The 25,838-nt window shown below is 71.8% G+C and carries 23 protein-coding genes and 1 tRNA gene; 8 read left to right on the forward strand and 16 right to left on the reverse strand.

The genetic code is table 11. From position 1 onward, the window contains the following. Positions 1 to 2: 2 nt before the first annotated feature. From rsmA to EDC34_RS06045, 8 genes are all read right to left on the reverse strand, one after another. Positions 3 to 815 carry a 16S rRNA (adenine(1518)-N(6)/adenine(1519)-N(6))-dimethyltransferase RsmA gene (gene rsmA, locus EDC34_RS06010; protein ID WP_114959646.1) on the reverse strand — a complete coding sequence of 271 codons (813 nt, stop codon included), beginning with the start codon at positions 813 to 815 and terminating at the stop codon, positions 3 to 5. Continuing rightward, positions 812 to 1,150, reverse strand: a complete 339-nt coding sequence (locus tag EDC34_RS06015; RefSeq protein WP_114959645.1) for a tRNA-binding protein — start codon at positions 1,148 to 1,150, stop codon at positions 812 to 814. The genes rsmA and EDC34_RS06015 overlap by 4 nt, the downstream gene beginning before the upstream one ends. After that, positions 1,150 to 2,124 carry a 4-hydroxythreonine-4-phosphate dehydrogenase PdxA gene (gene pdxA, locus EDC34_RS06020; RefSeq protein ID WP_205388042.1) on the reverse strand — a complete coding sequence of 325 codons (975 nt, stop codon included), beginning with the start codon at positions 2,122 to 2,124 and terminating at the stop codon, positions 1,150 to 1,152. The genes EDC34_RS06015 and pdxA overlap by 1 nt, the downstream gene beginning before the upstream one ends. Before the next feature lie 4 nt (positions 2,125 to 2,128). Beyond that, the gene (locus tag EDC34_RS06025) at positions 2,129 to 3,574 is read right to left on the reverse strand and encodes a peptidylprolyl isomerase (RefSeq protein WP_114959643.1); all 1,446 of its coding nucleotides are present in this window, start codon (positions 3,572 to 3,574) and stop codon (positions 2,129 to 2,131) included. Further along, positions 3,574 to 5,910 (reverse strand): LPS assembly protein LptD, encoded by a 2,337-nt coding sequence (lptD, locus tag EDC34_RS06030; protein WP_114959642.1) that lies wholly within the window; start codon positions 5,908 to 5,910, stop codon positions 3,574 to 3,576. The genes EDC34_RS06025 and lptD overlap by 1 nt, the downstream gene beginning before the upstream one ends. A gap of 81 nt (positions 5,911 to 5,991) precedes the next feature. Further along, entirely contained in the window at positions 5,992 to 6,903 is a 912-nt protein-coding gene (locus EDC34_RS06035) for a histone deacetylase family protein (RefSeq protein WP_114959641.1), read from the reverse strand. 20 nt (positions 6,904 to 6,923) lie between these two features. Next, positions 6,924 to 7,475, reverse strand: coding sequence for a cob(I)yrinic acid a,c-diamide adenosyltransferase (locus tag EDC34_RS06040; protein WP_114959640.1), 552 nt, complete (start codon positions 7,473 to 7,475; stop codon positions 6,924 to 6,926). Beyond that, the gene (locus EDC34_RS06045; protein ID WP_114959639.1) at positions 7,475 to 8,044 is read right to left on the reverse strand and encodes a DUF6580 family putative transport protein; all 570 of its coding nucleotides are present in this window, start codon (positions 8,042 to 8,044) and stop codon (positions 7,475 to 7,477) included. The genes EDC34_RS06040 and EDC34_RS06045 overlap by 1 nt, the downstream gene beginning before the upstream one ends. A 43-nt stretch (positions 8,045 to 8,087) precedes the next feature. On the opposite strand from EDC34_RS06045, the gene ubiH reads away from it, so the two are divergent. Both ubiH and EDC34_RS06055 read left to right on the forward strand, forming a co-directional pair. Beyond that, complete coding sequence (gene ubiH, locus EDC34_RS06050; protein WP_114959638.1) at positions 8,088 to 9,320, forward strand: 2-octaprenyl-6-methoxyphenyl hydroxylase; 1,233 nt, start codon at positions 8,088 to 8,090, stop codon at positions 9,318 to 9,320. Continuing rightward, the gene (locus EDC34_RS06055) at positions 9,317 to 10,519 is read left to right on the forward strand and encodes an FAD-dependent oxidoreductase (protein ID WP_114959855.1); all 1,203 of its coding nucleotides are present in this window, start codon (positions 9,317 to 9,319) and stop codon (positions 10,517 to 10,519) included. The genes ubiH and EDC34_RS06055 overlap by 4 nt, the downstream gene beginning before the upstream one ends. A gap of 141 nt (positions 10,520 to 10,660) precedes the next feature. Here the strand turns inward: EDC34_RS06055 and EDC34_RS06060 are convergent. After that, positions 10,661 to 10,745, reverse strand: a tRNA-Leu gene (locus tag EDC34_RS06060). A gap of 99 nt (positions 10,746 to 10,844) precedes the next feature. Between EDC34_RS06060 and rnr the strand changes: the two genes are divergently transcribed. The 3 genes from rnr to EDC34_RS06075 all read left to right on the forward strand — a co-directional run bounded on the left by rnr (position 10,845) and on the right by EDC34_RS06075 (position 14,391). Continuing rightward, a complete protein-coding gene (gene rnr, locus EDC34_RS06065) occupies positions 10,845 to 13,250 on the forward strand; it encodes a ribonuclease R (RefSeq protein ID WP_114959637.1) in 2,406 nt (801 codons plus the stop codon). Between the two features lie 108 nt (positions 13,251 to 13,358). Further along, positions 13,359 to 14,105 (forward strand): 23S rRNA (guanosine(2251)-2'-O)-methyltransferase RlmB, encoded by a 747-nt coding sequence (rlmB, locus tag EDC34_RS06070; RefSeq protein WP_114959636.1) that lies wholly within the window; start codon positions 13,359 to 13,361, stop codon positions 14,103 to 14,105. Between the two features lie 19 nt (positions 14,106 to 14,124). Beyond that, on the forward strand, positions 14,125 to 14,391 hold the full coding sequence (locus tag EDC34_RS06075) for a CBU_0592 family membrane protein (protein WP_240311060.1): 267 nt from the start codon (positions 14,125 to 14,127) through the stop codon (positions 14,389 to 14,391). Between the two features lie 11 nt (positions 14,392 to 14,402). On the opposite strand, the gene rnt is transcribed toward EDC34_RS06075, so the two are convergent. Together rnt and EDC34_RS06085 are read right to left on the reverse strand one after the other, a co-directional pair. Next, positions 14,403 to 15,077 (reverse strand): ribonuclease T, encoded by a 675-nt coding sequence (gene rnt / locus EDC34_RS06080; protein WP_114959634.1) that lies wholly within the window; start codon positions 15,075 to 15,077, stop codon positions 14,403 to 14,405. 47 nt (positions 15,078 to 15,124) lie between these two features. Beyond that, positions 15,125 to 16,060, reverse strand: coding sequence for a hydrogen peroxide-inducible genes activator (locus EDC34_RS06085; RefSeq protein WP_114959854.1), 936 nt, complete (start codon positions 16,058 to 16,060; stop codon positions 15,125 to 15,127). A gap of 192 nt (positions 16,061 to 16,252) precedes the next feature. Between EDC34_RS06085 and EDC34_RS06090 the strand changes: the two genes are divergently transcribed. The 3 genes from EDC34_RS06090 to EDC34_RS06100 are packed head-to-tail and all read left to right on the forward strand — an operon-like array spanning position 16,253 to position 18,333. After that, positions 16,253 to 17,146, forward strand: coding sequence for an MBL fold metallo-hydrolase (locus EDC34_RS06090; protein ID WP_114959633.1), 894 nt, complete (start codon positions 16,253 to 16,255; stop codon positions 17,144 to 17,146). A 39-nt stretch (positions 17,147 to 17,185) separates the two neighbouring features. After that, positions 17,186 to 17,536: a protein tyrosine phosphatase family protein gene (locus EDC34_RS06095; protein ID WP_114959632.1), complete on the forward strand. Its 351-nt coding sequence runs from the start codon at positions 17,186 to 17,188 to the stop codon at positions 17,534 to 17,536. A 5-nt stretch (positions 17,537 to 17,541) separates the two neighbouring features. Continuing rightward, on the forward strand, positions 17,542 to 18,333 hold the full coding sequence (locus EDC34_RS06100; RefSeq protein WP_114959631.1) for a sulfite exporter TauE/SafE family protein: 792 nt from the start codon (positions 17,542 to 17,544) through the stop codon (positions 18,331 to 18,333). A gap of 9 nt (positions 18,334 to 18,342) precedes the next feature. On the opposite strand, the gene EDC34_RS06105 is transcribed toward EDC34_RS06100, so the two are convergent. Genes EDC34_RS06105 through EDC34_RS06125 form a run of 5 tightly spaced genes read right to left on the reverse strand, consistent with a single transcriptional unit; the run spans position 18,343 to position 25,835 of the window. Beyond that, a complete protein-coding gene (locus EDC34_RS06105; protein ID WP_114959630.1) occupies positions 18,343 to 21,399 on the reverse strand; it encodes an efflux RND transporter permease subunit in 3,057 nt (1,018 codons plus the stop codon). Then, entirely contained in the window at positions 21,396 to 22,430 is a 1,035-nt protein-coding gene (locus EDC34_RS06110) for an efflux RND transporter periplasmic adaptor subunit (RefSeq protein ID WP_114959629.1), read from the reverse strand. Before EDC34_RS06110 ends, EDC34_RS06105 begins: the two co-directional genes overlap by 4 nt. Beyond that, on the reverse strand, positions 22,427 to 23,779 hold the full coding sequence (locus tag EDC34_RS06115) for a TolC family protein (RefSeq protein ID WP_114959628.1): 1,353 nt from the start codon (positions 23,777 to 23,779) through the stop codon (positions 22,427 to 22,429). Before EDC34_RS06115 ends, EDC34_RS06110 begins: the two co-directional genes overlap by 4 nt. Next, positions 23,776 to 25,164: a sensor histidine kinase gene (locus EDC34_RS06120; protein WP_205388041.1), complete on the reverse strand. Its 1,389-nt coding sequence runs from the start codon at positions 25,162 to 25,164 to the stop codon at positions 23,776 to 23,778. The genes EDC34_RS06115 and EDC34_RS06120 overlap by 4 nt, the downstream gene beginning before the upstream one ends. Further along, positions 25,161 to 25,835, reverse strand: a complete 675-nt coding sequence (locus tag EDC34_RS06125; RefSeq protein WP_240311059.1) for a response regulator transcription factor — start codon at positions 25,833 to 25,835, stop codon at positions 25,161 to 25,163. Before EDC34_RS06125 ends, EDC34_RS06120 begins: the two co-directional genes overlap by 4 nt. Between the last annotated feature and the right edge of the window lie 3 nt (positions 25,836 to 25,838).

Raw genomic sequence — 25,838 nt, forward strand, 5'->3', positions numbered from 1 at the left:
GTTCAGCCGCCGCGCGCCGCGAGGAGATTGGCAAGCTGCACGAAACCGGCGACCGTCACCTGCTCGGCGCGCGCCTCCGAGCGCAGGCCGGCGGCCTCGATCGCGGCGGTATCGGCTACGCCCTGCAGCGCGTTGCGCAGGGTCTTGCGGCGCTGCCCGAAGGCCGCGCGAACCACATTCGCGAATGTCGCGCGATCCGCTACCTCGATGCGCTCGGCCGGCTTCGGCACCAGCCGGACCACCGCCGAGTCCACCTTCGGCGCTGGCCGGAACGCGCCGGGCGGCACCGTGAACAGCGGCGTCACCGCGCAATAGGCCTGCAGCATCACGCTCAGGCGGCCATAGACCTTGCTGCCTGGCCCGGCGGCCATGCGCTCCACCACTTCCTTCTGCAGCATGAAGTGCATGTCGCGGATCGCGGCGGCGTGGTCCAGCGCATGGAACAGGATCGGCGAGGACAGGTTGTAGGGCAGGTTGCCGACCAGCCGGATCTGCCCGCGGGCATCCCCGGCGCGCGCGGCCAGCGCGGTGAAGTCCACGCCGAGCACGTCGCCTTCGATCAGGTGCAGGTGCCCGTGCGCGGCGGCCGCGGCCTGCAGCGGGGCGTGCAGGTCGCGGTCGAACTCGATCGCGGTCAGTTCGCCGTGGCGGTCCAGCAGCGGGAAGGTGAGCGCGCCTTGGCCGGGGCCGATCTCCACCAGCACGTCGCCCGGCTGCGGATCGATCGCCTGCACGATCTTCGCGATCACGCCCTTCTCGTGCAGGAAGTTCTGGCCCAGGTGCTTCTTGGCCGGTTCGGTGAAGCCGGTGGTCATAACAGGCGGGTTCCGAGGGGGACGTCGCGGTCGGGCACACACAGGGCCACCGCGCCGTCGGCATCATGGAAGCCGGTCACCAGGCATTCCGACATCAGCGGGCCGATCTGCTTGGGCGGTAAATTGACGACCCCCACGACCAGGCGCCCGACCAGGTCCTCCGGCCGGTAGTGCACGGTGATCTGGGCGCTGGACTTGCGCACGCCCAGTTCCGGTCCGAAATCGACGTGCAGGATGTAGGCGGGCTTGCGGGCCTGCGGGAACGGCTCGGCGGACACCACGCGGCCGACGCGCAGTTCCACCTTGAGGAAATCGGCAAAGGAAATCATCTCCATCACGCGCGCTTCCCGATGGCCAGGTGCGTGCAGGTGGTGATCGCGGCGAACAGGCTGGACGGGTCGGCCCGGCCGGTGCCGGCCAGGTCGAGCGCGGTGCCGTGATCTACTGCCACCCGCGGGAAGGGCAGGCCGAGGGTGATGTTCACGGCGTGGGCGAAGTCGGCGTGCTTGAGCACCGGCAGGCCCTGGTCGTGGTACATCGCCAGCACCGCATCCACGCCGCGCAGTTTCTCCGGCAGGAAGGCGGTGTCGGCCGGCAGCGGGCCGAGCAGGTGCAGGCCCTCGCGGCGCAGCGCCGAAAGCGTCGGCGCGATCACGTCCAGTTCCTCGCGGCCAAGATGGCCGTCCTCGCCGGCGTGCGGGTTCAGGCCCAGCACCGCGATGACCGGCGCGGCGATCCCGAACTGCGTGCGCAGCGCGCCATCGACGATGCGCAGGGTGCGTGTCAGCGTTTCCGGGGTGATGGCCTCCGGCACCGCGCGCAGCGGCAGGTGCACAGTCTGCAGGGCGACCCGCATCGCCGGGTTGGCCAGCATCATCACCACCTCGCAGCCACTCAGCGCAGCCAGCAGGCCGGTGGTGCCGGTGAACGCGATCCCGGCCTGGTTGATCACCGCCTTGTGCACCGGGCCGGTGACCATGCCGTGCAGGGTGCCGGCCAGGCAGTCCCGCGCGGCGCGGGTCAGCGCAGCGACCACACTGGGGGCATTGGCAGGGTTGGGCTGGCCCCAGGGCGCGGCATGGGGATGCGGGATCTCCACCAGCGCTAGGCTGCGTGCCTGCGGCGGCGGGCTGCCCGCAGGGTGCAGGTGCAGCGGCAGGCCGAGCGCGGCGGCGGCGCGCGAGAGGGTATTGGCATCGCCGTAGACGACCAGCTCCGCCTCCCAGTCGCGCTGGGCCGCGCGCACCACCAGTTCCGGCCCGATACCGGCCGGCTCGCCGGGGATCAGGGCCAGCCGTGGACGCATCACAGGCTCAGGGCTGCGCCTCGGGCATGAAGCGGCCGGCGGCGCTGGCGTCTTCCATTTCCCGATTGGGGCGCGCCTTGTGCTTTTCCTTGGGCGTTTCCGGAAGCGCCGGGGCGGTGGAATGGCCTTCGGCGTCGCGCACGTCCACGTAGGCCTCGCCGCGCATTTCGCGCAGGAAGCGGTTCCATTCGTCTTCCAGCTTGCGGCGGCCGATGGTTTCGCGGATCTGCGCGCGCATGTTCTCGTCGCCGGCCGCGATCTCGCGGGTGCCCACGCGCTGCACGATCACCCAGCCGGCATCGGTCTTGAACGGGGCCGAGGTCTGGCCATCGGACAGCGCGGCGACCTGCAGGCCGAAGGCGGTGCCGTAGGTGTCGGCAGTGAACCAGCCGAGGTCGCCGCCGCGGCGGCGGGTGGCGGCGTCGTCGGAGTTCTCGCTGGCCAGTTTGGCGAAGTCCGCGCCGCCGGCCAGCTTGGCGGCGATGGCGTCGGCCTTGGCCTTGGCCGCGGCATCGCTGGTCTTGTCGTCCACCTTGACCAGGATCTGGCGTGCGGAGAACTGGGTGACCTTGTCGCCGCTGCCCGGCGCCTGGGTGCGGGTGCCCACCAGCTGCAGCAGCTGGAAGCCGCTGGGGCCGCGGATCGGGCCGAGGATCTCGCCGTCGTGCATCTGCTGGATGGCGGCGGCGAATGCCGGCGGGATCTCGTTCAGGCTGCGCCAGCCGAGGTCGCCGCCTTCCAGCGCGTTGGGGCTGTCGGAATAGCGCACCGCGGCGGCGGAGAAGCTCATCTCGCCCTTGTCGATCAGGGCTTTCACGCCCTCGATCTTCTTCTGCGCGATGGCGATCTGCTCGGGGCTGGCGGCCTCCGGCGTGCCGACCAGGATGTGCGCCAGGTGGTATTGCTGGGTGGCGGTCGCGGCGGCGGTGGCCATCGCGGCGTCCACTTCCGCCTCGCTGACGTTGATGCGGCCCTGGGCGAAGCTCTGGCGCAGCTTCTGGGTGACGATCTCGTCGCGCAGGTTGTTGCGGAAGTCGGCGAAGCTCATGCCGTCCTGGGCGATGCGCGCGCGCAGCTGGTCCACGCTCATGCCGTTCTGCTGGGCCACGCCCTGCACCGCGCGCTCGATGTCCGAGTCGGTGGCGGTGATGCCGGCATCCGCCGCGCGCGCCAGCTGCAGGCGCATCAGGATCAGGCGCTCCAGCACCTGGCGCTCCAGCACGTTGTCCGGCGGCAGCTGGTTCTCGTTGCCCTTGTACTGGGCGCGGATATTGGCGATCGCGCGCTCCAGCTCGCTGCGCAGGATCACGTCGTCGTTGACCACCGCCGCGATCTGCTCCACCGGCTGCAGCGGCGTGGCGGCCTGCTGTGCGTCCGCGTGCCCGGCCAGCAGCAGGGCCGGCAGCAGCAGGGAGGCGAGGAGTCGGGGGGCACGCAGGCGGGAGGTGGGCATCATGGATTGGCGTTCGCGGGGGCGGGCTTGGAAGGCTGGCCCGTGGCAGTCTGCGGCGGCACCAGATAAAGGTCGTCGCGATTGTAGCCGAGGATGGATCGGCGCAAGGTGGTCTGGATGTCCTGGCCGGCGGAGCCCAGCCCTTTCAGCTCGATCTCGAACATCAGGGTATTGCCCAGCTGGCCGGCCCGATTCTGCACGTAGCGGCGGGCCACAAGCCGAACCGCGACACAACAGCTGTCCCACTGCACCCCGGCCACGCCCTCCAGCGTCTTGCGGTCGCGCAGCGAGTAGTACTCGCGGCCGACCACGCTCCAGCGGGGGTTGATCGGGTACAGGAAGGAGAAGTCCACCTGCTCCAGCTGCGCGCGGCGGTAGCGGTAGTTGATGTTGACGATCCCGTCGTCCGGGAACAGGTAGCGCGCGCGCAGGCTGGCGAGGTCGGTGCGCTTGAACTTGGGGTCGCGCTGGTAGGACGCACCGATGGTCCAGCGGTCGGTGGGCGCGTAGTTGGCATCCACCACCCAGGCCGAATTGCCCTTGTCGGTGATCGGCTCGCCCGGCAGGCGCACCAGCGATTCGCGGAAGTAGCGGATCTGGCCGATGCTGGCCGAGAAGCGCTCGAAGCCGTCGGACTGGCGGATCATGCGGGTGCTGACCGCCAGCGTGAGCTGGTTGGCGTCGGCCTGGCGGTCGCCGCCCGAATAGCGGTTGTCGCGGAACAGTTGCTCCCAGCTGAAGGTCAATGGCTGGGTATCGAACACCGGCATTCCGGACTGGTCCACGTAGGGCACGTTCAGGTAGAACAGGCGCGGCTCGATGCTCTGCAGGTAATCGTGGCCCTTGACCCGGATCTCGCGGTCGAAGAACAGCCCGCTGTCGAGGCTGAAGATGGACTGCGCGCGTGAGGGGGTCTTGCCGCTGCCGAGGCTCTGCGCCAGCGCCGGGTCCAGCACGTAACTGGTATAGCGCCAGGCCAGGGTGGGGCGTACGAACCAGGCGTCGCCTTGCAGCGGCGAGCTGATCCAGGGCTTGGCGTCGAAACGCGAGCCGGCCGCGTACACCGGGTGCTGGAAGCGCACCGCCTCGGCGTCCACGCCGTAGGTCAGCGCCATGCCCGCGTTGCGCTGCCAGTGCAGGAAGGCGCGCGGTAGGCGGTCGTAGGGCAGCACGCTGCGGTCGAGGGTGTAGTCGGCCAGCTGCCAGTGGTCGGCGGTCACCCCGGCGGTCCAGCCTTCGCCGATGCCGTACAGCCCGAGGTTGCTGAAGGTGGTGGCGCGCGCCAGCCCGTCCAGGCTGCTGCTGAAATCCTCCAGATAGCGGGGGTCGCTGATCCAGGCGAGGTCGGCACGCGCCTGCCAGTGCTCGGAAATGTCCTGCACGCCCTTGAAATCCATGCTGCCGCGGTAGCGGTCGCGCAGGCGGTCATGCGGCATCCACCAGGCGTTGAGGGTGCCGCGCCCGCTTTCCTGCAGATAGCGGAACTGCCCCCCCAGCAGCGCGCCGCGCGACGACATCAGGCGCGGGGTGAGGGTGGCGTCGTAGTTCGGTGCCAGGTTCAGGTAGATCGGCTGGGCCCAGTCCAGGCCGTTACGGCTGGAATTGGAGACCGACGGCAGCAGCAGGCCGGTGCGGCGGCGGTCGTCGGTGGGAAACATGAAGAACGGGAAATACAGCACCGGCACCTTGCCGACGTGCAGGCGCGCCCCGTAGGCCCGGGCCCAGCCGGTTTGGTTGTCGATGTCGATCCGGCGTGCGTCCAGCTCCCAGTGCCGCGCCTGCGGCGGGCAGGTGGAGTAGGTGGCCCCGCGCAGGCTGCCCTCCTGGCCGGCCAGGCTCAGGCTGTCGGCCTTGCCGTTGCCGCGCCGCGACAGCAGCTGGTATTGCAGGTCCTGCATGGTATGGGTGTCGGAGTTCTGGTCGCCCTCCGCGCTGGCCGCGCGCAGGCGCAGACCGTTGGCCTGGAAGCGCACGCTGCCTTCGGCCTTGTAGCGCCCCTCGGCCTTGTCGAAGGTGAGCTGGTCGGCGCCCATGAACTGGCTGCCGCGGCGCATGGTGACGTTGCCCTGGAACACCGGGTTGGCATCGGTGCCCCCCAGGTGGTCGCCCTCGATGTCGGTGGGCGCGTGCTTGTCGTCGCCGGCCGCCTGCCCGGCTGCCTTGCCCAGCGGATCGATGTTCAGGCCCTCGGGCGCACGCGGGAAATCCGCGAACGCCGGCACCGCGTCGCCCACCGGGCACAGCGCCCAGTTCTGCGGCATGTCGTTGCCGGCCTGCGCGGGCAGCGCGGCGGCGATGCAGAGCGGAAGCGGCAGCAGGCGCGGGATCAGGCGCACGAAGGGTCCGGAAGCGGGAAAACGGGAATCAAGCTTGCCGGAAGCGGCCGGAGGCGGCAAACCCGGCGGGCGTTGCGGCGTTCAGGATCGCAGCGCATCCACGTGCGCCACGCTGCATTCGGCCAGCGCTTCGAGGTCGTAGCCGCCCTCCAGCATCGACACCACCCGGCCGTCGCAGTGGCGGTCGGCCAGCGCGACCAGGCGCGCGGTCAGGCGGGCATAGTCCTCGGCTTCCAGCTGCAGGCCGGCCAGGGGGTCGCGGCGGTGGCCGTCGAAGCCGGCCGAGATCAGCACCAGCTGCGGCCGGAACGCGTCCAGGAACGGCAGCAGTTCGTCGTTCCAGGCGGCCAGGAAAACAGCGCCGTCGGCGCCCTGCGGCAGCGGGGCGTTGGCGATGTTGCCGCGCCCGGTCTCGTGGTGCGCCCCGGTGCCCGGGTACAGCGGCCACTGGTGCGAACTGGCAAAGCGCACCCGCGCATCATCCGCGAAAATGGCCTGGGTGCCATTGCCGTGGTGCACGTCGAAATCGGCGATCACCACCCGCTCCAGCCCGTGCGCGTCGAGTGCGTGGCGGGCCGCCACCGCGATGCTGTTGAACAGGCAGAAGCCCATCGCGGTGGTCGCGGTGGCGTGATGGCCGGGCGGCCGCACCGCGCAGAAGGCGCGCCGGGCCTGTCCGGACAGCACCGCATCCACCGCGGCCACGCCGGCGCCGGCGGCGCGCAGGGCGGCCTCGGCGGAGGCGGGCGAGAGCACGGTGTCGGGGTCCAGCATCACCCGTTCGTGCGGCTGGCTGTCCAGCACCGTGCGCAGCAGGGCTTCATCGTGCACCCGCAGCAGCTGGCCGCGGCTGGCGCGCGGGGCCTGCTGCCAGTCGAGGTCGGGATGCGCGCGCTCCAGCGCGGTGAGCACCGCGCGCAGGCGCTCGGGGCGCTCGGCATGGCCGGGCCCGGTGTCGTGGGTCAGGCAGGCGGGATGGGTGAATACCTGCATGGGCGGGATCCCGCCGGCGCCTATTTGCGGCGCTCGTGCTGCCACAGCACTTCGCCGTGGCCGGCCGCGCGCGCCAGCACCCGCGCCAGCACGAACAGCAGGTCGGACAGGCGGTTGAGGTAGCGCACCGCCTGCGGCCGGATGTCCTCCTGCCGCGCCAGCGCCACCGTCGCGCGCTCGGCGCGGCGCACCACCGTGCGCGCCACGTGGCAGCGCGCCGCGGCCTCGCCGCCGCCAGGCAGGATGAACTCCTGCAGCGCTGGCAGGCCGTCGTTGAAATGGTCCAGCTGCGATTCCAGCGCCGCGATGTCGGCGTCGGAAATGGCGGCATGGCCGGGGATGCACAGCTCGCCGCCGAGGTCGAACAGCTGGTGTTGGATGCGCGTCAGCAGGTCGCGCACGGCATCCGGCAGGTCAGCCGCCAGCAGCAGGCCGATGCAGGAATTGGCCTCGTCCACCGTGCCGTAGGCCTCCACCCGTAGCGAGTCCTTGCCCACGCGGGTGCCGTCGCCGAGGCCGGTGCTGCCGTCGTCGCCGGTGCGCGTGTAGATCTTGCTGAGGCGGTTGCCCATCAGGCGGTCTGTGCGCGCAGGGCCGGCAGCTGCCGACGCAGCAGTTCGAAGCCGCCGAACAGCAGCGCGGAATAGAACAGGGTGCCGAGCACGGTCCACTGGAAGAACGGGATGCCGGCCGCGAACGCCGCAGCCAGGCCGGCCGGCGTGTGCGGGTACAGCGCGCCGAACGCCCACACCCCGGCGTTGGTCAGCACGAAGAACAGCAGCGAGCCGGCCAGCGAATAGCCGAGCACGCGGCCGGCGCCGACCTTGCCGCGCAGGCCGAAGCCGAGCACCGCCGACAGCGCGATGCAGGCGTACACCAGCAGGTAGCCGGCGCTGGCGAAGTAGTTCCAGTAGATGCCGCCGTTGGCCAGGCCCAGCACCAGGTCGGAGGCGAACATCGCCAGCAGCGGCACCGCCACCGCCCAGCCGCGGCGGGCGAAATAGGCGCCGCCGAACAGTGCCACCGCTTCCACCGGCGAGAAGTTGGGCGGATGCGGCAGCACCCGGCTCAGCGCGGCGGCGAAGATCAGCACGGCCAGCAGCAGCGGGCCGGCGGGAAGCAGGGAAGCGGGGCGGTTCATGGGCATGCGCACGGCGGTACGGTGAAGCCGTTAGCATAGCGCAATGTCCTCCCACGCCCCCACGCGCGGCCCGGTGCATGACGTCCTGATCGTCGGCGGCGGCCTGGTCGGCGCCAGCCTCGCCATCGCCCTCGATGCCCAGGGCCTTGAGGTTGGCCTGGTCGAAGCCGCCCCTGCCGAGGCGCTGCCGCCGGTGTTCGACCAGCGCAACCTCAGCCTGGCCGAGGCCAGCCTCAATGCCCTCGATGCGCTCGGGGTATTGCCGCTGCTGCGCGCGCCGACCGGGCCGATCCAGCGCATCCACATCAGCCGCAGCGGAGATTTCGGGCGCGTCCTGCTCGATGCGCGCGAGCATGGGCGCGAGGTCTTCGGGCGCGTGGTGGTGGCGCGCGATTTCGGCGCGGCGCTGGAGACGCGGCTGCAGCAGCTGCGGCACCTGGTGCGCTACCGCCCGGCGCGCTTTGTCGGGCTGGAGGCGGGCGATCCCGGCCTGCGCTGGATCCGCGTCGAGGAACCCGGCGGCGAGCGCGTCCTCGGCGCGCGGCTGCTGGTTGCCGCCGACGGCGCGCACAGCGCGGTGCGGGAAGCGCTGGGCATCGGCGTGCAACAGCACGATTACGGCCAGACCCTGTTCGTCGCCCGCCTGCGCGCCCAGCGCGCGCCCGACGGCACCGCCTACGAGCGCCTGACCGACGCCGGCCCGACCGCGCTGCTGCCGCGCGGGGATGGCCATTACGGGCTGGTGCATGGGGTCGCGCGCGCGCAGGCCGAAGCGGTGGCCGCGCTCGGCGATGCCGCCTTCCTCGCCCGCGTGCAGGACGTGTTCGGCTGGCGCGCCGGGCGCTTTTTCGCGGTCGGGCCGCGCAGCGCCTATCCGATCCAGCGCTGCGTGGCCGATGCGCTCACCGCGCCGCGCGCGGTGCTGGTCGGCAACGCGGCGCAGGCGATCCATCCGATCGGCGCGCAGGGTTTCAACCTCGGCCTGCGCGATGCGCTCACCCTGGCCGAATGCATCGCCGCCAACGGTGGCGACCCTGGCGCCGACGCGGTGCTCGGGCAATATGCCGCGCGTCGCGCCGAGGACCGTGCGCGCACGCTGGCGTTCTCCGACGGGCTGGCGCGGCTGACCGCCAGCGACGCCCCGCTGCTGCGCCCGCTGCGTAGCGCCGGCTTGCTGGCGGGCGGGCTGTCGGGCGGGTTGCAGGCCTGGCTGGTGGGCGGCGCGATGGGCTATCGCGGCGACGTGCCGGCGCTGTGCCGGGGGCGGGCGGCATGAGCCGGCGCGGGCAGCTGGATGCGGTCGTCGCCGGCGGCGGCGTGGTCGGCGCGACGGCGGCGCTGGCGCTGGCGCGCGCGGGATTGCAGGTGGCGCTAGTGGAGGCGCGCCCGCCCGCGCCGTGGCGGCGCGAGTCGCGCGATCTGCGGGTGTATGCCTTCGCTCCCGACAACGCGGCCCTGCTGCGCGAGTTGGGGGTCTGGCCGCAGGTGGCGGCCTGCCGCGCGCAGCCTTACCGCGGCATGCGGGTCTGGGATGCCGCGGGCGGTGATCCGCTGGTATTCGATGCCGACGTGCTGGGGCAGCCGCAGCTGGGCTGGATCGTCGAGAACGCCCTGCTGGTGGATGCGCTATGGCAGGCGCTGCCGGCGGCCGGCGTGCGCCTGCACTGCCCGGCGCGGGTGGAAGGGCTGGAGCAAATGGACGACGGCGTGCGCCTGCGCCTGGACGATGGCCTGCAGCTGGAGGCGCGGCTGGCGATCGCCGCCGATGGCGGGCAGTCGGCCTTGCGCCAGCTGGCCGGGATCGCGGCCCCGCAGCACGACTACCACCAGCGCGGTCTGGTGGCCTTCGTCGCCAGCAGCGCGCCGCACCGCGACACCTGCTGGCAGCGGTTCCTGGCGACCGGGCCGGTGGCGTTGCTGCCGTTCGCCGCGGACGGCGACGCCGGCCTCGAAGGCCACCTCGGGTCGATCGTGTGGACCTTGCCGGAGGCCGAGGCGCAGCGCCTGCTCCAGGCGCCGGAGGCGGAGTTCGAGCAGGCGCTGTCCATTGCCTTTGGCGGCGAACTCGGTGATTTCACGCTGCAGTCGCCGCGCGCCGCGTTCCCGCTGCGGCGCCAGTTGGCGGACACGCAGGTCGCAGGGCGGGTGCTGCTGGTGGGCGATGCCGCGCACGTCATGCACCCGCTGGCCGGGCAGGGCGTGAACCACGGCCTGCGCGACGTGGCCGCGCTGCGCGCGCTGGTGCGCACGGCGCAAGCGCAGGGTGGCGACATCGCCGCGCCGGCGCGGTTGGCGCGCTGGGCGCGCAACCGCCGCAGCGAGAACGCACTCGGCGCGTATGCGTTCGAGGCCATCAACCGGGTGTTCAGCAACGACGCGCTGCTGCCCACCCTGGTGCGCGGCCACGCGCTGGGCCTGGCCGGGCGCCTGCCGCCGCTGGCGCGCGCGCTGTGGCGGCACGCCGCCGGGGTGTGAGCCTGCACGCCACTGGCCGCGCGGCACGCGACGCCTGACGGGCGCAGCCTGCCGCCGCCCTCTGGCCGTGCAGGAATGTGCAGGCACGTGCAGGAACCAGAAACGAAAAAACCCGCTTGCGCGGGCTTTTCATGCTTCACGTGGTGCCCAGGAGAGGACTCGAACCTCCACGGTTTTACCCGCTAGTACCTGAAACTAGTGCGTCTACCAATTCCGCCACCTGGGCCGGTGGTGAGCCGCGCATTTTCCGGAGATGCCTGCGGGCTGTCAACAGGTATTTTCACCGGCCGGCGGCGCTTCACCTCCCTGCCTGTACCATCGCGGGATGAGCAAACCCCCAAGCAAGCGCGGCGGTGGCCGCGGCAAGACGTCCGGCAAGTCTGCCGGTGCACCCTCCAAAGCCGGTAAGCGGCGCGCGCCGGCAGGCAAGAACGGCGCTTCCCGCGCGCGGCCGCCGTGGATGCCCGAACCGCCCCCGGCCGGCCAGCGCACACCGGTGGCCGATCCCTATGCCCAGCGCGAAGCCCAGCGCTACGAGCAGCCGATCGCCAGCCGCGAGCTGATCCTGCAGGTGCTGGCCGCGCACGACGGCCCGATGGACGATACCGAGCTGGCGCGCACCCTGGGGCTGACCGCCCCCGACCGCTTCGAGGCGCTGCAGAAGCGGCTGGCGGCGATGCTGCGCGCCGGCCAGCTGCTGCAGAACCGTCGCGGCGGCTACGTGCCGGCGGCGCAGGCCGAGCTGATCGCCGGCACGGTCATCGCCAATCCCGACGGCTTCGGCTTCCTGCGCCCGGAGAAGGGCGGCGACGACCTGTTCCTGCCGCCGCTGGAGATGCGCAAGGTCAGCCACGGCGACCGCGTGCTGGTGAACCTGATCGGCCTCGACCACCGCGGCCGCGGCGAGGCCAGCATCGTCGAGGTGCTGGAGCGCCGCCTGACCCGGCTGCTGGGCCGTTACACCGAGGAGCTGGGCATCGCCTACGTGGTGCCGGACGACAAGCGCATCCAGCGCAACCTGATGATCCCGCAGGACGCGCGCAACGGCGCCCGCCCGGGGCAACTGGTGGTGGCCGAGATCACCACCCCGCAGGACGCGCACCGACCGCCGATCGGCAAGGTGCTGGCGGTGCTGGGCGACAAACTCACCGCCTCGCAGGCGGTGGAGGCGGCGATCCACGGCCACGACATCCCGCACGAATTCCCGCCCGAGGTGCTGGCGCAGGCCACCGCGGTGCCGCTGGAGGTGCAGCCCGCGGAGATCGCCGGGCGGGTGGACCTGCGCGCGGTGCCGCTGGTGACGATCGACGGCGAGGACGCCAAGGACTTCGACGACGCGGTCTGGTGCGAACCCACCCGCGATGGCTTCCGCCTGATCGTCGCCATCGCGGACGTCTCGCACTACGTGCGTCCCGGCACGCCGTTGGACGAGGAGGCGCAGAAGCGCGCGACCTCGGTGTACTTCCCAGGTTTCGTGGTGCCGATGCTGCCGGAGACCTTGAGCAACGGCATCTGCTCGCTCAATCCGCAGGTGGACCGGCTGTGCTTCGTGTGCGCGATGGAGATCGGCCGCGATGGCATCGTCGCCAAGGCCAGCTTCCACGAAGCGGTGATGCATTCGCACGCGCGGCTGACCTACAGCGACGTATGGAACGCGGTGGGCGAGGGCATCCCCGAGGACGACCACGCCGCCGCGCTGGCCAAGATCGGCCCGCTGCTGCCGCAGGTGCGCAACCTGCACCGGCTGTTCAAGGTGCTGGAGAAGGCGCGCGCCAAGCGTGGCGCGATCGAGTTCGAGACCGGCGAGGTGCGCTTCGTGCTGGACGCGCAGGGCGCGGTGGCACAGGCGGGCATGCTCCAGCGCAACGACGCCCACAAGCTGATCGAGGAATGCATGATCGCGGCCAACGTGGAGGCCGCGAAGTTCCTGCTCGCCTGCGGCGTGCCGGCCCCGTTCCGCGACCACGACAAGCCGCCGGAGTCGAAGTACGCCGACCTCGAGGAGTTCCTCAAGGAGTTCCAGCTGCGCCTGCCGCCGTGGGGCAAGGTGCGGCCGAAGGACTTCCGCAACCTGCTGGAGAAGGTGCGCGAGCGCCCGGACGCGGCGCTGCTGGAATCGGTGATCCTGCGCAGCCAGTCGCTGGCGGTGTACGCGCCGGAGAACATCGGCCACTTCGGCCTGGCGCTGGAGGCCTACGCGCACTTCACCTCGCCGATCCGCCGCTATGCAGACCTGCTGGTGCACCGCGCGATCAAGCATGCGCTGCGCGGCGGCAAGCCTGAGGCCTATGACTATTCGCCGCACGAGATGGCGGCGCTGTCGCTGCAGTGCTCCGAACGCTCCCGTCGCGCCGACGAGGCCCAGCGCGAGGTGGACGAGCGCTACCGCGCGGCGTGGATGGAAAGCCATGTCGGCAAGGAGTTCGACGGCACCATCAGCGGCGTCACCAGCTTCGGCCTGTTCGTGGAGCTGGACGAGTCCAAGGTCAACGGACTGGTCCACGTGACCCAGCTGCCGCGCGATTTCTACCACTTCGACGCGGTGCGCAAGACGCTGACCGGCGAGCGCCGCGGGCGCGCGTTCCGGCTCGGCGACCGCGTCCGCATCGTGGTGCTCAAGGCCAGCGTGGAGGAACGCAAGATCGACTTCCGCCTGGCCGAGGACGACGCCGGTCTGCCGCCGCTGCCGGAACGCGGCCAGCCAGCCCGCCGCAAGAAGCAGAAGTACTAGCCCGGGCGCCCTCCCTTTCGCCGCGGGCGGCGGGGAGGGCGTGCCCGCCGGGGCATCGCGGGCGCGTGTTTCCGGGCGCACGGGGCCGCGGCGCGGCACAATAGCCACATGAGCAAATCCTCCCAATGGATCGTCGGCCTGAACGCGGTGGCCTCCGCGCTGGAGCACGATGCCGAACACGTGCGCGAAGTGCTGCTGGAAGCCGGCGGCAAGAACCCGCGCATCCTCGAGATCGAGCAGCAGGCGCGGCGCAAGGACATCGACGTGCGCCGGGTCTCCCAGCAGGCGCTGGACGGCGTGGCCGGCGGCGTCCGCCACCAGGGCGCCGCGGCGCGCTACGTCGCGGCCAAGACCTGGGACGAGCACGAACTGCCGGGCCTGGTCGACGCCGCCGAAGGCAAGGCGCTGCTGCTGGTGCTGGACGGCGTGCAGGACCCGCACAACCTCGGCGCCTGCCTGCGCAGCGCGGCGGCGGCGGGCGCGACCGCGGTGGTGATCCCCAAGGACAAGGCGGTGCAGGTCAATGCCACCGTGCGCAAGACCTCGGCCGGCGCGGCGGACACGCTGCCGATTTTCAGCGTCACCAACCTCTCGCGCACCCTGCGCGAGCTGCAGAAGGCCGGGGTGTGGATCTACGGGCTGGCCGGCGAGGCCGAGGCCTCGCTGTATGCCACCGACCTCACCGGCAACGTGGCGCTGGTGCTGGGCAGCGAGGGCGAAGGCCTGCGCCGGCTCACCCGCGAGCACTGCGACGGGCTGGTGAAGATCCCGATGCCGGGGGGCTTCGAGAGCCTGAACGTGTCGGTTGCGGCCGGGGTGGCGCTGTTCGAGGCCGTGCGCCAGCGGCTGGCGTGAGCGGCGTAAGGAGATGCAGATGAATCTGCATTGGTACGACTGGGTGGGGCTGGCGGGCACGGTGTCGATCGTGCTCTCGTATTTCCTGCTGCAGGCCGGGCGCCTGCACGGCAACCGCCTGCCCTACCAGCTGATGAACCTGCTGGGCGCCTCCGGAGTGCTGGCCTCGCTGTGGGGCAGCTTCAACATCTCGGTGTTTCTGCTGGAGGCGACCTGGGTCGCGATCAGCCTGTACGGCATTGCGCGCACGCTTGGCAGCGCGCGCAAGGGCGGCGGCATCGCCTGACGCCGGCCGCGTCAGGCCGCGCCGGTGGCGGTATCCGGATCGGCACCGCCCGTGCCCGCAGCGGCTGGCAGCGGCCAGGCGTTGGCGATCGCGCAGAACAGGCGCGCGGTCTGCAGCGCGTCATACACCGCCGAATGCGCTTCCTGCGGATCCCAGCCCAGGCCGGCGGCCATCGCCGCGCGCGCCAGCACGGTCTGGCCGTAGGCGACTCCCGCCAGCGTCACGGTATCGAACACGCTGAACGGGTGGAACGGGTTGCGCTTGTGCTGCACCCGCGCCACCGCGGCATTGAGGAAGCCGAGATCGAAGTGGGCGTTGTGGCCGACCAGGATCGCGCGCTGGCAGCCGTGCTTCTTCACCGCCGCGCGCACGGGGATGAAGATCGCATCCAGCCCGCTGCGTTCGTCCACTTCGCCGCGCAGCGGATGGCCGATCTTGATGCCGGTCACTTCCAGCGATTTCGGGTCGATCGTGGTGCCGGGTGCCGGCGCGATGTGCGCGTGCGCAATCTCGCCGGGGACGAGGCGGCCGGCGGCATCCAGTTCGATCGGGATGGCGGCGATTTCCAGCAGCGCGTGGCGCTGGCAGTCGAAGCCGCCGGTCTCCACGTCCACCACCACCGGCAGAAAGCCGCGGAAACGCTGCGCCATCGGCGTGAAGGCGGGCGCATCTGCGGGAGCATTCATGAGATCCGTCATCCGCACAGCCTAGCAGAGCCGCCGCGCGCGCCGGCTCAGGCGGGCGCCCACGGCTTCACGTGGCGTGCCGCCCAGGCGTGCAGGAAATCGCCCAGCTGCACGAAGGTCTCGCGCCGTGCCGCGTTGCGTCGCCAGCACAGGCCGATGGTGCGCGCGCTGGCGGCATCGCCCAGCGGCTGTACCACCACGGACGTGCCCTTGAGGATGCCGCCGGTGATCGCAAGGTCGGGCAGGAAGGTGGCACCCATGCCTTCCGACACCATCGCCACCAGGGTGTGCAGGCTGGTCGAGGAGAAGTTGACGCGCCCCACCTCCGCCGCGTGCTGCAGGGCGGGCAGGGCGTGGCTGTGCAGGCAGTGGTCGTGCTCCAGCAGCAGCAGGTTGCGCTCGTCGATCTGCGCCTGCAGGTCGAAGCGCTTGCCCTTCACCGGCCGCGGCGCGTCGTCTTTGCGGGTGGCGAAGCGGTAGGCATCGTCGAACAGCATCCGGGTTTCCATGCCCGGGGTGTCGTAGGGGAAGGCCATCAGCACCAGGTCGAGCCGGCCCTCGGCCAGCTGGTCCAGCAGGTTGCCCGTCTTGTCCTCGCGCAGGGCCAGCCGCAGCTGCGGGAACTGGCGGCCGAGCGCGGGGATCAGCCGCGGCAGCAGGAACGGGCCGATGGTGGGCAGCACGCCGAGGTCGATCGTGCCGGCCATCGGGTTGCCGTCCTCGGCCGCCATCGCCACCAGCGCCTCGGCCTCGCGCAGCAGCAACCGCGCGCGCGCCACCAGCCGGTGACCGAGCGGGGTGATCACCACGCTGCGCTTGCTGCGTTCGGCCACCTGCGCGCCCAGCTGCGCTTCCAGCTCGCGGATGCCGGCGCTCAGGGTGGACTGGGTGACGAAGCAGGCGGCGGCCGCGCGCCCGAAGTTCAGATGGTCGTGCAGGGCGACCAGGTAGCGCAGGTGGCGCAGATTGGGCAGGGCGGACATGGCGAACATGCGGAGGGCTTGGACACTGCCATGGTAGCGAAAGCGTTATCGAGCAGGTCGATCACACAGGACGGAATAATTCGTTTCCCTTGCGCGCGGGACGGGCCTACAGTGCCCCGCATGAACGTCGGCGATGATGCCAGCGACGACACCATCGCACCGTAAGTCCAGAACGCCACCAAGGAGATCGCCATGCACAGCGCATCGCTGCCGCCCGTTTCCGACGCCCATCCGGACGTGACCGCCTTCTTCGACCCCGCCACCAACACCATCAGCTACGTGGTGCGCGATCCGGCCAGCACCGCCTGCGCCATCATCGACCCGGTGCTGGATTTCGATCCCGCCGCCGGCCGCATCGGCTATGCCTCGGCGCAGCGCATCGTGGACCACGTGCGCGCGCAGGGGTTGCAGGTCGAATGGCTGATCGAAACCCATGTCCATGCCGACCACCTCTCCGCCGCGCCGTGGCTGCAGCAGCAGCTGGGCGGCAGGATCGGGATCGGCGAGAAGATCGTGGAAGTGCAGCGCACCTTCGGCAAGATCTTCAACGAAGGCACCGAGTTCCAGCGCGACGGCAGCCAGTTCGACCGCCTGTTCGCGGACGGCGACCGCTACACGATCGGCACCCTGGAAGCCTTCGCCCTGCATACGCCCGGGCATACCCCGGCGTGCATGACCCACGTCATCGGCGATGCCGCGTTCGTCGGCGACACCCTGTTCATGCCGGATGCCGGCACCGCGCGCGCCGATTTTCCCGGCGGCGATGCCCACACGCTGTATCGCTCGGCCCGGCGCATCCTGGCGCTGCCGCCGCACACGCGGCTGTTCATGTGCCACGACTACGGCCCGAACGGACGCGAGATCCGCTGGGAGACGACGGTGGCCGAAGAACGCCGCGCCAATATCCATGTCGCCGACGGTAGTGATGAAGACGCCTTCGTGGCGATGCGCCAGGCGCGCGATGCCACCTTGGGCATGCCGCGCCTGATCCTGCCTTCCTTGCAGGTGAACATGCGCGCCGGCCACCTGCCGCCGGCAGAGGCCGATGGCCGCCACTTCCTCAAACTGCCTTTGAACGCGCTGTAAGTCGCATTTGCCTTCCCATTCCAGCAAGGAGAATCCCCCATGCCTGCCATCACCCCCATCACCCCCATCACCCCCACGTACCACGTCAGCCCGCAGGTCGATCCGCGCGAGGTCGCCGCGATCGCTGCGGCCGGCTATACCACCCTGGTGTGCATGCGCCCGGATGGTGAGATGGCCGGCCAGCCCGCCTGGGCCCAGGTCGAGGCCGAGGCGAAAAAGCACGGCCTCAAGACGCATTACATCCCGGCCCAGTCCGGCGCGGTGACCCCGGCCCAGGCCGCCCAGCTCAAGCAGGTGCTGGCGCAGGCGCCGGGCAAGGTGCTGGCCTACTGCGCCTCCGGCAACCGCTGCGCGATGGCCTACCAGATGGCCCGGCAGCTGCCGGGCTGAGCGCCATGCTGGACCTCTGGCAGACGCTATCCTCGGTCGGCTCCGGCGCCGCGGTCGGGTTCGTGCTCGGCCTGATCGGCGGCGGCGGCTCGATCCTGGCCACCCCGCTGCTGCTGTACGTGGTCGGGATCGCGCAGCCGCACGTGGCGATCGGCACCAGCGCGCTGGCGGTGTCGGCCAATGCGTATCTCAATTTCGCCAGCCATGCGCGCCGCCGCAACGTGTGCTGGGCCTGCGCGATCGTGTTCGCGCTGGTCGGCACCGTCGGCGCGCTGCTCGGTTCCACCCTCGGCAAGGCAATCGACGGGCAGGCGCTGCTGTTCCTGTTCGGCCTGATCATGGTCGCGGTCGGCATCGCCATGCTGCGCCCGCGGCGCGAGCGCGGCGCCGCGCACCAGATCACCACCCTGCGCAACTGCCTGCGTACCGGGGTGGCGGCGCTGCTGGCCGGCGGTGCCTCCGGGTTCTTCGGTATCGGCGGTGGCTTTTTGATCGTGCCGGCGCTGATCCTGGCCACCGGGATGTCGATGGCCAACGCGGTCGGCTCCTCGCTGCTGGCGGTGGGCACCTTCGGCCTGGCCACCGCGCTCAACTACGCGGTGTCCGGCATGGTGAACTGGCCGGTGGCCGGGCTGTTCATCGCCGGCGGTCTGCTCGGCGGGCTCGTCGGCACCCGGTTGTCGCTGCGCCTGGCCGGGCAGCGCAACACCCTGGCGCGGATCTTCGCCGGCATCGTGTTCGCGGTCGCCGCCTACATCCTCTACCGCAGCGGCAGCGCGTTGCTGCGCGCGCCCTGAGTACCGAGGTCATTCCACTGCCGCAGTCGGCGGCGTGCGCGGGCGGCCCTGCAGCACGCACACCAGCGCCGGCAGCAGCAAGAGCACCAGCGGTACCGCGGCGATCAGGCCGAAGATGATGGCGGTGGCCAGCGGCTGTTGCAGCCCGGCGCCGCGGCTCAGGCCCAGCGCCAGCGGGCTCAGGGTGAGGATCGCGATCAGCGCCGACATCAGGATCGGGCGCAGGCGTTTTTCTCCAGCCTCGCGCAAGGCAGTCACTTCGGCTGGCTGTCCGGCGGGCAGTTCGGAGAAATAGAACACGATCAGCTCGGTCACCATGCCGACCACCATGGTCAGGCCCATCAGGGCCGACACGTCCAGTTCGATCCCGGTCAGCCACAGGCCGATGAACACGGCGCCCGCGCTGAGCAGCACGGTGGCCATCGCCGCCAGCGTCCAGGCGAGGCGCTCGAACAGGAAGGTCAGCAGCAGCGCCGCCAGCAGCAGCGCGGCGCTGAACACCAGCGTCATGTCCGTAAAGCTCTGTCGCTGCTGCGCATACAGGCCGCCGTACTCGACCCGGATCGTGCCTGGCAGCCGCAGGGATGCCACCGTCTTGCGCACCTCGGCCATGGCCGAGCCGAGGTCGCGGCCTTCCAGGCGCGCGGTGACGTCGATGAACGGTGCCAGGTCCTCGCGCGTGCGCTGCTGCTGCCCGGCCACCACCACGACCTGCGCGACCTGGCCCAGGCGCAGGGCGTGCCCGTCGGGCGCCACCAGCGGCAGCTGCGCCAGCTCCGCCGCGCGCGCGCGCAGGTCGGATGGGCCGCGCACGCGCACGTCCAGCATCTGCTCGCCGACGCGCACCCGGGTCGCCACGTTGCCGCCGACCAGCGCCTCCACCTGGTCGGCCACCTGCGCCGGGTCCAGCCCGTGCAGGCGGGCGCGCCCGGCATCGACCCGGATCGCGATCGCGTCGCCGGCCACCCGCAGGCCGTCCACCACCTCGACCACGCCGGGGATGCGCGCGATCGCGCCGGCCACCCGCTGCGCGACCGGCGCCAGCTGCGCAGGATCGTCGCCGAACAGCTTGATCTCGATCGGCTGCGGCACCGCGGTGAGATCGCCGATGAGGTCCTCCATCAGTTGCGCGGTCTCCACCTGCAGCCCCGGCACCTGGGTGGCGATGCGCTGGCGCAGGTCGGCCATCACCGCCTCGATCGGGCGTCGGCGCCCGTCCTTGAGGCGGATGAAGTAGTCGCCCTCGTCGGCCTCGGTCAGCCCGCCGCCGAGTTGCAGGCCGGTGCGGCGCGAATAGCTGGCCACCTCGGGCGTGGCGCGGATCAGCGCCTCGACCTGGCGCAGCAGGCGGTCGGTGTCGGCCAGCGCGGCGCCGGGCTGGGCCTTGTAGTCGAGGATGAAGCCGCCTTCGTCCATTTTCGGCATGAACCCGGACGGCACCTTGTACCAGGCCAGTCCGCCGGCGATGCCCAGCACCAGCGCCACGCTCGCTGCGAATCGTCCCGGATGTGCCATCACCGCCCGGAGCGCGCGGTGGTACTGGCGCAGCAGCCAGCCCAGCCAGCCGCCGGCGCGCTCGGCCAGCTCGGCATCGCGCGGGCGCAGCCAGTGCGCGCACAGCAGCGGGATCAACAGGCGTGCATACAGCAGCGAGATCACCAGTGCGGCCACCATGGTCACCGCCAGCGCCTTGAAGAAGCCGCCGCTGACCCCGGCGATGAAGGCCAGCGGCAGGAACACCACGATGGTGGCCCCGGTGGACCCCAGCAGCGGGCGGGTCATCTCCGCGGCGGCGGCGAGGATGCCCGGCGGCGTGCGCGCGCGGCCTTCCTGCATGCGCCGCATCACGTGCTCGAGCATCACCACCGCATCGTCCACGATCAGGCCGACCGCGGCGGCCATGCCGCCCAGCGTCATCATGTCGAAGTGCAGGCCCAGCGCATACAGCACCAGGCAGGAGGCGGCCAGCACCGCCGGCAGCACCGCGGCGGTGATCGCCATCAGCCGCCACGAGCGCAAAAACAGCCACAGCACCAGCCCGGCCAGCAGGGCGCCGAGCAGGATCGCATCGCGCACCGCGCTGGCGGCACCGACGACGAGCTCCGACTGGTCGTAGAACGGCGTCACCTTGACGCTCGGCGGCAGCCCCAGGCCGGCCAGGCGCGCCTGTACCTGCTGCACGATGCGCACGGTGTCGCCGCCCAGGCCCTGGCGCACGTTCACCAGCACCGCGCGGTGGCCGTCGCTGTTGACCAGGGTGTAGTTGGGTGCGCTGGCCGGATGGATGCGCGCGACATCGCCCAGCGTCACCTGCCCGGCGGCGGCGCTGTCGCCGGACTTGATCGGGATCCGCGCCAGTTCCGCCGGCGTGGCCGGGCGATGTTCGACCAGCACCAGATACAGCCGGTGGCGGTCCTGCAGGCGGCCCACGCCGCGCACCAGGTTGGCCTGCGTGAGCGCACGCGCCACGTCGTCGATCGACAGCCCGAGCGCGGCCAGTTTGGCCGGGTCGACAGCGACCTCGAACTCGCGCGCGGCACCGCCCAGCACGTCCACCCCGGCCACGCCGTCCACCGCGGTCAGGGCCGGGCGGAGTTTCAGCTCGGCCAGCTGGCGCAGCGCCTGCGGATCGAGGCTGTCGGAGGTCAGGGCCAGCCCCAGCACCGGGAACAGGCTGGGATCGGAGCGCCGCACCTCGTAGTCGGTGCCCGGCGGCAGGCGCGAGGCCACCGTGGCCAGCGCCCCCTGCGTGGCCAGCGTGGCCTGCGCCATGTCCTGGCCCCAGGGGAAGTTCAGGGCGATCTCGGCCGCGCCGCGGCTGGTGGTGGAGCGGATGTGGGTGACGCCGGGCACCGCGCGCAGGGCGATTTCCATCGGCCGGGTGATTTCGGCCTCCATCTGCGCCGGGTCGCGCTCGCCGGCGTCGATCGCCACCAGGATGCGCGGATAGTCGATCTGCGGGAACAGGCTGACCGGCATCCGCAGCGCGCCGACGATACCGCCCAGGGTGAGCAGCAGCAGCGCCAGCCACAGGCTGCGGGCGTGACGGGTGAGGGCGCTGCTCATTGCGTGCGCACCCGCATGCCGTCTTCCAGCGCGGTGCCGCCGGCGACGACCACCGGCTCGCCCGCGCGCACGCCGGCGAGGATCGCCGCCTGGCGGGCATCCGTCGGCCCCAGCTGCACGTCGCGGCGCTGGGCGATGCCGTTCTTCACGACATAGACATAGGGCTGTCCGCCATCGTCCAGCAGGGCGGCATAGGGCACCACCACGGCATCGCGCACGCTGGCGACCGCCACCCGGGCCGCCAGCGGCTGGCCGGGGCTGGGCGCATACGCGGCCGGGATGTCCACCAGGAAGCTGGCCAGCCGGGTCTGCGGATCGGGCACACGGCTGAGGCTGCGCACGTTGGCGGAGAAGGATGGACGGCCATCCAGCGGCTGCACCTGCACCGGGGCGCCCACCTGCAGGCTGTCGATCAGCGCCGGGTCGATCCCGAACCGCGCCACCCCGGCGCCGACCGCTGCGAGGCTGGCCACCGGCGCGCCGGGCGCGAGCAGGTCGCCGACATTCACCAGCACCCGCTGCACGTCGCCAGCGGCAGGCGCGCGCAGGTCGAGCTGGGCCAGGCGTGCCTGCAGAGTCGTGCGCTGGGCGTCGGCACTGCGCAGGCGCAGCTGCGCGGCTTCGATGTCGGCCTGGCTGCCCAGGCCGTCCGCGCGCAGGCGCTGTGCGCGTGCCAGCGCTTCGCGCGCGGCCTGGGCTTCGGCTTGCGCGGACTGCCATTGCGCGCGGGTGGCCGGGCTGGGTTGCAGGCGCACGATGCGCTGACCCTGGCGCACGCGGCTGCCGGCAGGGGCGTCGATCGCGGCCACGATCGCCTCGACCGGCGCGACCAGCATGCGCTGGCTGTCGCTGCCGGCCTCGACCTGGCCATACAGGGTGACGGTCTGCGCCACCGTGCCGCGCTGGGCGGTGGCCGGGGTGACCAGGGTGCGCGCGGCGGCGGTGCTGGCCTCGGCGTCATCGGCATCGCCGCTGCGCCCGCAGGCGGTCAGCAATAGACACAGCAGGAAAACGGGGAGGCGGTGGTTCATGGGGTCTCCTCGGTCGGCGCGCCGATCAACAGTTCGAGCGCGATGCGCTGCTCGGCGATGGTTTGCTCCAGTTGCGCCAGCAGCAGGGCGCGGTCGCGCCAGGCCTGGGCGAGGGCATCGGCCGCGGCCTGCGCCAGGTCGCCGCGATGGGCGGCGGCCTGCGCGGCTTCGGCCTGCATCCGCAGGGCCGGGGCATCCGCTTGCGCCGCCGCGCGCTGGCGCAGCGCCAGCAGCAGGGCCTCGCGCGCGCTGGCCAGGTCGGCGCGGGTCTGGAACAGGCGCGCCGCGTATTCCGCGCGCAGGCTGGCGCGGGTGGCGGTTTCCACCGCGATGTTGCCGCGGCTGCGGTTCCACAGCGGCAGGGTGAAGTCGATCGCCGGCCCCAGCAGCAGGTTGCCGGCGGAGTCGCGGTTGCCGGTCAGGCTCAGGTTGAGGCTGGGGAACTGCTGCAGGATCGCCTTGTGCAGCGCGGCCTCCTGGGCGTCGTAGCCGGCACGCAGCGCGGCCAGGTCGCTGCGCTGCGCGATCGCCTGCGTGAACAGGGCCTCCAGCGGCGCGGGCTGGGCGGCGTTCATGGGCGTATCGGCCAGGGCGAGCGGGGTCTGCGGCGGCAGCCCGAGCAGCCGGTTGAGGGTCTGGCGCGCGGTCAGCAAATCCTGCTCCAGCGTGCGCAGGCGGGTCTGCGCGTCCAGTACCGCCAGCCGCTGCGCCTGCGCCGCCTCGGCTGTGATGTCGCCACGTGCCGCCGCGCGCTGGCTGGCCTCGGCCAGTTGCGCGGCGCTGCGTGCGCTGTCGCGCAGCGGCGGCAGCTGGCGCTCGTAGGCGCGGATGCGCGCCGCCTGCAGGCGCGCCTGGCCGGCCGCCTGCCATTCCGCCCAGGCCAGGTCCAGACGCACGCTGCGCGCCTGCGCGTTCGCCTGGGCGCGGGTCAGCGCGCGCGTGCGCAGGGCATTGAGGTCGAACCCCAGCGCGGCGCTCAGGTTGAGCAGGGTGTCCGGCCCGCGCAGCACCTTGTCGGCGCCGAGGCTGAAGGTGGGGTCGGGCAGCAGGCCGGCGGCGAAGGCCTGCGCCTCGGCGATCCCGGCGCGAGTGCGCAGGGCGACCAGGTCGGGGCCGTTGACCACTGCCAGCGTGGCCACCGCGGCATCGTCCAGCGGGGCCTGCAGGTCGATCCGCACCGGGGCCAGCCACGGGCGCGGGATCGCGTCCGCCCGTGCCTGCAGGATGCTGGCCACCGGCGGTGCCAGCAGGGCGGGGTCGCGTGCCAGCGGCTGCGGCGCGTAGCTGGCGCAGGCGGCCAGCAGCAGCGCGAGCGCCAGCGCAGGCAGTGGCCGTGCGGATCGGATCATGGATGGATCTCCGTGGAATCACGATACGGCGGCAGGAGGAGGCAGGCGCGCAGGCCGGGGGCGGCATCCTCCAGTTGCAGCTGGCCGGCGTGCGCCTGCGTGATCGCCTCGACCAGGCTCAGGCCGAGGCCGTGGCCGGGCGTGCTGCGCGAGGCTTCCAGCCGCACGAAGCGCTGGCGCACGCGTGCGCGGTCGGCGGCCGGGATGCCGGGGCCGTGGTCGCGCACGCAGACCGTGATGGTGCCGCTGTCGGGCTCGGCGGCGATCCCGGCGCGCAGCTCCACCCGGCAGCCGGAAGGCGTGTGGCGCAGCGCGTTCTCGACCAGGTTCAGCACCGCCTGCGCCAGCAGCTGGCGGTCGCCGCGCACGCGCAACTCCGGCGCGATCGCAGCGGAAAAGACATGCCCGCTGTCTTCGGCCAGCGGCTGCAGGCTGTCGGCCAGCTCGGCCAGCAGCGCGCTCAGGTCGAGCACGCTAAAGCCCTTGGCCAGTTGCCCGGCATCGACTTCGGCGATCCGCAGGATCGCATCGAACAGCGCCAGCACCTCGTCGGTATGCGCCTGCGCGGCTTCGATCCGCGCCTGCCGCTGCGCCGGGTCGGATTCGTCGTGCAGGGCTTCCAGCTGGTTGCGCAGATGCATCAGCGGGGTGCGCAGGTCGTGGGCGAGATCCGCGCTGACCTGGCGCAGGTTTTCGACCAGCGCGGCGATGCGGTCGAGCATTGCGTTCAGCGAGGCGGCCACGCGGTCGAATTCATCGCCGGCGGCGGTGATGGCGGCGCGTTGGTTCAGGTCGCCATGCAGCACCGCCGCGGTGGTGCGATCCAGCGGCTGCAGGCGGCGACGCAGGTAGCGCGCCAGCAGCAAGGCCGCCAGCAGGCCGAGCCCGAACAGCGCGACCAATGCCATGGCAAACACGCCCAGCAGGGTGCGGTCGATGGTTTCCAGCGCCTCCAGATCGGCCGCGACCACCAGCCGGTTGCCGTCCGGCAGGGCGCTGACCAGGGCCAGGGCCGGGTCGGGCCCTTCGCGCGGGTCGCGCAGCAGGATCTTCTGCCAGCCGAGCGCCGCGGGCGGCGCGGTCTCGATGTTGCCGCCCAGCCGGCGGCCATCGGCGGCGAACAGGGCGGCGCCTTGCGGGATCGGCCCGGCACCGTGCAGGCGCGCCATCACCTGCATCAGGCCGCGCGCGCCATCGTTGCGGTAATCGGTTTGCAGGGTGTCCGACAGCTGCGCCAGGTTCGCCGCGATCTGCCGTTGCAGGGCGGCGTGGGTCGCGTAATAGACGGCGATGCCCAGCGGCAGCAGCGCCGCCGCATAGATCAGCAGGCCGATGAGCGCGATCCGGCGCGCCGCGCTGCGCGGCAGCAGGCGTATGCGGCTCATGCACGCACCCGATAGCCCGCGCCGCGCGCGGTTTCGATCGCGTCGCTCGCAAAGCCGTCGTTGAGCTTGGCGCGCAGGCGGCTCATGTGGGTCTCCACGATCTTGGTCTGCGGGTCGAAATGGAAGTCCCACACGCGCTCGAGCAGCATGGTGCGGGTGACGAACTGGCCGGCGTTGCGCAGCAGTTCTTCCAGCAGCCGGAACTCGCGCGGCTGCAGCGCGATGAGGCGGCCCTCGCGGTGCACTTCGCGGCGCAGCAGGTCCATCTCGATCCCATCCGCCCGCAGCACGGTGGCGACGCTGGCCGGTGCGCGCCGGCGCGCCAGCGCCTGCACCCGCGCGGCCAGCTCGCTGAAGGCGAACGGCTTGACCAGGTAATCGTCGGCGCCGGCCTGCAGGCCGTCCACGCGGTCCTCGATCCGGCCCAGTGCGGTCAGCAGCAGGGCGGGCGTGCTGATCTCCGCGGCGCGCAGGCGCTTGAGCACGCTCAGCCCGTCCAGCCCCGGCAGCATGCGGTCGAGCACGATCACATCCAATGCCTCGCTCAGGCCCAGGTGCAGCGCGTCCTCGCCGCGTTCGGCGGCAAGGACGTTGTGGCCCTGCTCGCGCAAGGCGCGCTCCACGAACTGGCGGGTGTCGGGGTCGTCCTCGGCGAGCAGGATGCGCAGCATGAT

Source organism: Thermomonas haemolytica, from assembly GCF_004346265.1.
Lineage (GTDB): Bacteria > Pseudomonadota > Gammaproteobacteria > Xanthomonadales > Xanthomonadaceae > Thermomonas > Thermomonas haemolytica.

What these genes read in the sequence shown, in the direction of transcription:
- rnt (WP_114959634.1), bottom strand. Translation starts at nt 15,077, where the DNA reads ATGAATGCTCCCGCAGATGCGCCCGCCTTCACGCCGATGGCGCAGCGT.
- EDC34_RS06035 (WP_114959641.1), bottom strand. Translation starts at nt 6,903, where the DNA reads ATGCAGGTATTCACCCATCCCGCCTGCCTGACCCACGACACCGGGCCC.
- EDC34_RS06095 (WP_114959632.1), top strand. Translation starts at nt 17,186, where the DNA reads ATGCCTGCCATCACCCCCATCACCCCCATCACCCCCACGTACCACGTC.
- rnr (WP_114959637.1), top strand. Translation starts at nt 10,845, where the DNA reads ATGAGCAAACCCCCAAGCAAGCGCGGCGGTGGCCGCGGCAAGACGTCC.
- EDC34_RS06120 (WP_205388041.1), bottom strand. Translation starts at nt 25,164, where the DNA reads ATGAGCCGCATACGCCTGCTGCCGCGCAGCGCGGCGCGCCGGATCGCG.
- EDC34_RS06110 (WP_114959629.1), bottom strand. Translation starts at nt 22,430, where the DNA reads ATGAACCACCGCCTCCCCGTTTTCCTGCTGTGTCTATTGCTGACCGCC.
- EDC34_RS06125 (WP_240311059.1), bottom strand. Translation starts at nt 25,835, where the DNA reads ATGCTGCGCATCCTGCTCGCCGAGGACGACCCCGACACCCGCCAGTTC.
- EDC34_RS06040 (WP_114959640.1), bottom strand. Translation starts at nt 7,475, where the DNA reads ATGGGCAACCGCCTCAGCAAGATCTACACGCGCACCGGCGACGACGGC.
- rsmA (WP_114959646.1), bottom strand. Translation starts at nt 815, where the DNA reads ATGACCACCGGCTTCACCGAACCGGCCAAGAAGCACCTGGGCCAGAAC.
- rlmB (WP_114959636.1), top strand. Translation starts at nt 13,359, where the DNA reads ATGAGCAAATCCTCCCAATGGATCGTCGGCCTGAACGCGGTGGCCTCC.
- EDC34_RS06045 (WP_114959639.1), bottom strand. Translation starts at nt 8,044, where the DNA reads ATGAACCGCCCCGCTTCCCTGCTTCCCGCCGGCCCGCTGCTGCTGGCC.
- EDC34_RS06075 (WP_240311060.1), top strand. Translation starts at nt 14,125, where the DNA reads ATGAATCTGCATTGGTACGACTGGGTGGGGCTGGCGGGCACGGTGTCG.
- EDC34_RS06105 (WP_114959630.1), bottom strand. Translation starts at nt 21,399, where the DNA reads ATGAGCAGCGCCCTCACCCGTCACGCCCGCAGCCTGTGGCTGGCGCTG.
- EDC34_RS06055 (WP_114959855.1), top strand. Translation starts at nt 9,317, where the DNA reads ATGAGCCGGCGCGGGCAGCTGGATGCGGTCGTCGCCGGCGGCGGCGTG.
- EDC34_RS06100 (WP_114959631.1), top strand. Translation starts at nt 17,542, where the DNA reads ATGCTGGACCTCTGGCAGACGCTATCCTCGGTCGGCTCCGGCGCCGCG.
- ubiH (WP_114959638.1), top strand. Translation starts at nt 8,088, where the DNA reads ATGTCCTCCCACGCCCCCACGCGCGGCCCGGTGCATGACGTCCTGATC.
- EDC34_RS06015 (WP_114959645.1), bottom strand. Translation starts at nt 1,150, where the DNA reads ATGGAGATGATTTCCTTTGCCGATTTCCTCAAGGTGGAACTGCGCGTC.
- EDC34_RS06115 (WP_114959628.1), bottom strand. Translation starts at nt 23,779, where the DNA reads ATGATCCGATCCGCACGGCCACTGCCTGCGCTGGCGCTCGCGCTGCTG.
- EDC34_RS06025 (WP_114959643.1), bottom strand. Translation starts at nt 3,574, where the DNA reads ATGCCCACCTCCCGCCTGCGTGCCCCCCGACTCCTCGCCTCCCTGCTG.
- EDC34_RS06085 (WP_114959854.1), bottom strand. Translation starts at nt 16,060, where the DNA reads ATGTCCGCCCTGCCCAATCTGCGCCACCTGCGCTACCTGGTCGCCCTG.
- EDC34_RS06090 (WP_114959633.1), top strand. Translation starts at nt 16,253, where the DNA reads ATGCACAGCGCATCGCTGCCGCCCGTTTCCGACGCCCATCCGGACGTG.